Below are 3,680 nucleotides of genomic sequence, written 5' to 3'. Positions count from 1 at the left end.
GGCGGCGTTGGCTTGCCGGTTGCCGCCGCGGTAGAGGCGGTGACGGCCGTTGGTCTGCCCGGAACCGGCCGGGATGGGACAGGCTCCGCACATCTTCGCGAACGCCGCCTCCGAGCGGATGCGCTCGTTGTTGTCGCCGGCGGTGATGAGCATCTCCGCGGCGATGTCGGCTCCGACGCCGACGGCCTGGACCAGCGCCGGCGCCAGCGCCTTGGTCTGGGCCTTCAGGTGCCGGGCGTGGACCTTGATCTCCTCGTTCAGCTGCAGCCAGCGACGTGCAAGGCAGCTCAGGACGTGGCGCATCGCGGCATCAGGAGCGCTTAGATCGGCAGCGCCCTCGAGGTCAGCGCACGCTCGAATGAGCCCCGGATCCCTCAAGTGCTCCAGCTCGGCGCGCAGAGCATCATCGGCGGTGACCAGCGTGGCCTTCAGGGCGATCATCGCTGCGGTGCGGGCCTTTACGGCCGTGTCACGAGCGATCTTCAGCAGCCGCAGCACCTCGACGCTTCCATCGGCGTTCTTCGGTGTCGCCAGTTCAGCACCGCTGAGCACCGTGCGAGCGGCGTGCTCGGCGTCGATGGCATCGTTCTTGCCCTGCTGGCGGCGCTGCCCGTTGCGCACCGGGCGGTCGATCTCTCGGACGGTGTGACCGGCCCGGCGCAGGAACCGCGCCAGACCCAGACCGTAGGAGCCGGTGCCCTCGACGCCGAACGCGGTGATGCGCCCGCCTGGACCGGCGTGCTCAGTGCACACCTGCAGCAGCTGCGCGAAGCCTGCGGTGGTGGCCGGGATGGTCAGCTCGGCGAGTTTTCCGCCCAGGCCGTCCAGCAGGACGGCGACGTGCTCGCTCTTGTGGGTGTCGACACCGACGATGACATCGTCGCGTCGCAGGGGCATGCTGGGCATGGCCGGGGTCCTCTCGCAGATCGCGGTCGTCGGTCCGCTGGCCGGGCGGGCGGACAGGACTGCGATGAGATCCTGCGGCGATCAGGCTCCTATCAGGTCACTGCCCGCCCGGTCAGCGGGTCACGCATCGCTGCAGCGGGAGCCGACAGATCAACGCCAAGGCACCCGCAGGGCCGGTCGTAACACGGGTCAGGCTCCCACTGCAGCGACACCACCATGCTCGCAGTCGTAGCCGTCGCCGACCGTCCCGAAGGAGGGCATGAGGCCCGCGGCGCGGACCTTGGTGGTGAAGGCCCACGAGGTGAACTGGACTCCGTGATCGGCGTGGACGATGCCGCCGGCAGCGGGGTTGCGGGTCTTGATGGCCATGTCCAGGGCGTTGACGACCAAGCGGGAGTCCGGAGCGGTGTCGATGGACCAGCCGACGATCTTGCGCGAGAAGGTGTCCAAGACTGCGCAGCAGTAGACCTTCCCTTCCCGGGTGGGGTGTTCGGTGATGTCGGTGACCCATAGTTCGTTGGGTGAAAGGCGGTGGAACTTGCGGTGCACCAGGTCGTCGGCCGTCGCGACACCGCGCAGGCGCTTGACCTTGGCCGGGCCTGGCAGGCCTGCGATGCCGGCGGCGCTCATGCCCCCACTTCGTGGGAGGTGCCCCCGCACTGCGACCAGGCGTTCATTGAGCCCTTGTCAGTAGCGGTTCTCCCAACTGCTGAGCACCAATGCGGTAGCCATAATGGCGGAAATGCGCCATGGGCAGAGGCTAATGCGAGACAGTGCACGCCAGCGGATCTTCAGGTGAGCGATGCCGTGTTCGACGAAGGCGCGGGTCGAGTTCACGTAGGAGTTCCAACCCCGCGTGCTCCGGTCGAGTATTTGCCCACGGCGGGTGCGACGGACAGGGACGCGGATGCCTGCGCCGGCGCCGGTGTACCCCTTATCAGCCAGCACCGGCAGTCCCCGCGCAGCTGTCGGGTACAGGGCCGGCAGTACGTGTCGACGGGCGGCGGCCAAGTCATGGGTACGACCTGGCTCGACCGGTGAGACCCACAACGGCCGCCCGTCGGGGTCGCACACGACCTGAATGTTGCCACCGTGGCGTTTGTGCTTGCCGGAGTACCAGCGATCCGGTCCTGCTCCGACGTCGTGAACTCGATCGGTAGCGATGAGGGTGCCGTCCAGCAGCAGGTGCTCGAAATCGTCCTGAGCAGCTTGGACGACGACCTCGTCCAAGCGCGGGGCTTCGGCCGCAACGACGTCCAGCGCCTCGTGTAGGTAGCGGTAGGCCGTGGACAGGCTGATGCCGTTGTCGCGGGCGAGGTCGGCGACTGCTGTGCGTTGGCGCATGAAACGCAGCAGTAGCACTGCTTGGTCGAAGCACCCCAGTACTCGTCGATGACGCCGGGTGCCGATCAAGGATCGGTGGATCGACAGGAGGCGGGCGATGCGTTGGGTGAGGTCGCGGGATACGTCGAGGCTGGCTCGGTAGGTGAGCACGTGGAGTCCTGATGGTTACGACGGGCGAGTTTGGTCCCCTGCATCCGCACCGGCTGGCCCCAGTGCGTTTCCGGATCTGTTGCCCTGCGCTCGAGCTATCGAGATAATCTCACGACACGGAATCGGGGTACGCGCTCGTATTCCAGGCATTTACAGGCTCAGCCGATGTTGCGGTCGAGCCAGACGCTGGTGTCCGGAGGCAGTTGATCGCCGTCGACGAAGCCGCTGGCGATGAGAGGGCGACCAGCCCCGACGAGGGACACGGGGCGGTCGGATAGGTTCACCACGCACCGGAAGGACTCGCCCCGGTCGAAGGTGAGCACTCCAGCGGCTGCCGGGCGCCAGGTGAGTCCTGGAACGTGCAAGTCGGGCAGGGAGCGGCGCAGGTGCAGGACGGCTCGGTAGAGCGAGAGCATGGAGCGAGGGTCCTGCTGCTGGACTTGAGCGCTGAACTGCGCCCACTGCTGCGGCTGGGGCAGCCATGGGTCGACCCCGGGGGGGGAGAACCCGAACGGGGGGTGCTGCCCAGCCCAGGGCAGGGGGACCCGGCAACCGTCGCGGCCTCGTGCGGTGCGCCCTGAGCGTTCCCATGTGGGGTCCTGCAGGAGTTCCTCGGGCAGGTCCTCGACCTCCGGCAAGCCGAGCTCTTCCCCCTGGTAAATGTATGCCGTTCCGGGCAGGGCCAGGGTGAGCAGCGCTGCAGCGCGTGCTCGGCGCACGCCCAGGCTTAGGTCGCTGGCTTCGGCGGTGTCGAAGCCCATGGTGGCCGCACCGCTGTGCCGGCGGCCGTAACGGGTGACGTGGCGGGTCTCGTCGTGGGTGGACAGCACCCAGGTGGCGGGCGCCTCGACAGGGGCCAGCGCGCTCAGCGTGCTGTCGATGGCGGAGCGCAGCGCATTCGCGTCCCAGGGGGCCTTGAGGTAGTCGAAGTTGAAGGCGGTGTGCATCTCGTCGGCGCGCAGGTAGCGCGCCAGCCGGTGCGCGCCAGCGACGACCGCCTCGGTGACGAACATCCGGTCCCCGGGGTATTCGTCGGCGACCTTGCGCCAGCGGCGCAGGATGTCGTGGACGGCGTCGACGTCCCAGTGAGGGCTGCCGACCCAGCGGTGGGACTCGAAGAGGGCACCGGGTGCGTGCCCCGCATCCGGCAGGCCGGGCACCTTGGCCATCGCGGGGGGGGGGGGGGGGGGGGGGGGGGGGGGGGGGGGGGGGGGGGGGGGGGGGGGGGGGGGGGGGGGGGCGGGGGGGGGGGGGGGGGCGCTGGAGCGCCTGGCGTGCGC

The 3,680-nt window shown here is 69.1% G+C and carries 3 protein-coding genes and 1 pseudogene; all 4 read right to left on the bottom strand.

Annotated features, from left to right (window positions below; all coding sequences use genetic code 11):
• Positions 1–906, bottom strand: a 906-nt coding sequence (locus tag ACRYM0_RS20540; protein ID WP_432507704.1) for an IS110 family transposase, incomplete at its 3' end; no start/stop codon positions are given.
• A 225-nt stretch (positions 907–1,131) separates the two neighbouring features.
• Positions 1,132–1,536: pseudogene (locus ACRYM0_RS20535) on the bottom strand (transposase); the annotation flags it as partial.
• A gap of 57 nt (positions 1,537–1,593) precedes the next feature.
• Positions 1,594–2,400, bottom strand: coding sequence for a transposase family protein (locus tag ACRYM0_RS20530; protein WP_432507703.1), 807 nt, complete (start codon positions 2,398–2,400; stop codon positions 1,594–1,596).
• 158 nt (positions 2,401–2,558) lie between these two features.
• On the bottom strand, positions 2,559–3,569 hold the full coding sequence (locus ACRYM0_RS20525) for an alpha-amylase family glycosyl hydrolase (protein WP_432507702.1): 1,011 nt from the start codon (positions 3,567–3,569) through the stop codon (positions 2,559–2,561).
• Positions 3,570–3,680: the final 111 nt, after the last annotated feature.

Origin of the sequence: Kineococcus arenarius subsp. arenarius (genome assembly GCF_050871845.1) — a bacterium.
GTDB lineage: Bacteria > Actinomycetota > Actinomycetes > Actinomycetales > Kineococcaceae > Kineococcus.
This window is presented reverse-complemented; position numbering and strand designations above follow the sequence as displayed.

What these genes read in the sequence shown, in the direction of transcription:
- ACRYM0_RS20525 (WP_432507702.1), bottom strand. Translation starts at nt 3,569, where the DNA reads ATGGCCAAGGTGCCCGGCCTGCCGGATGCGGGGCACGCACCCGGTGCC.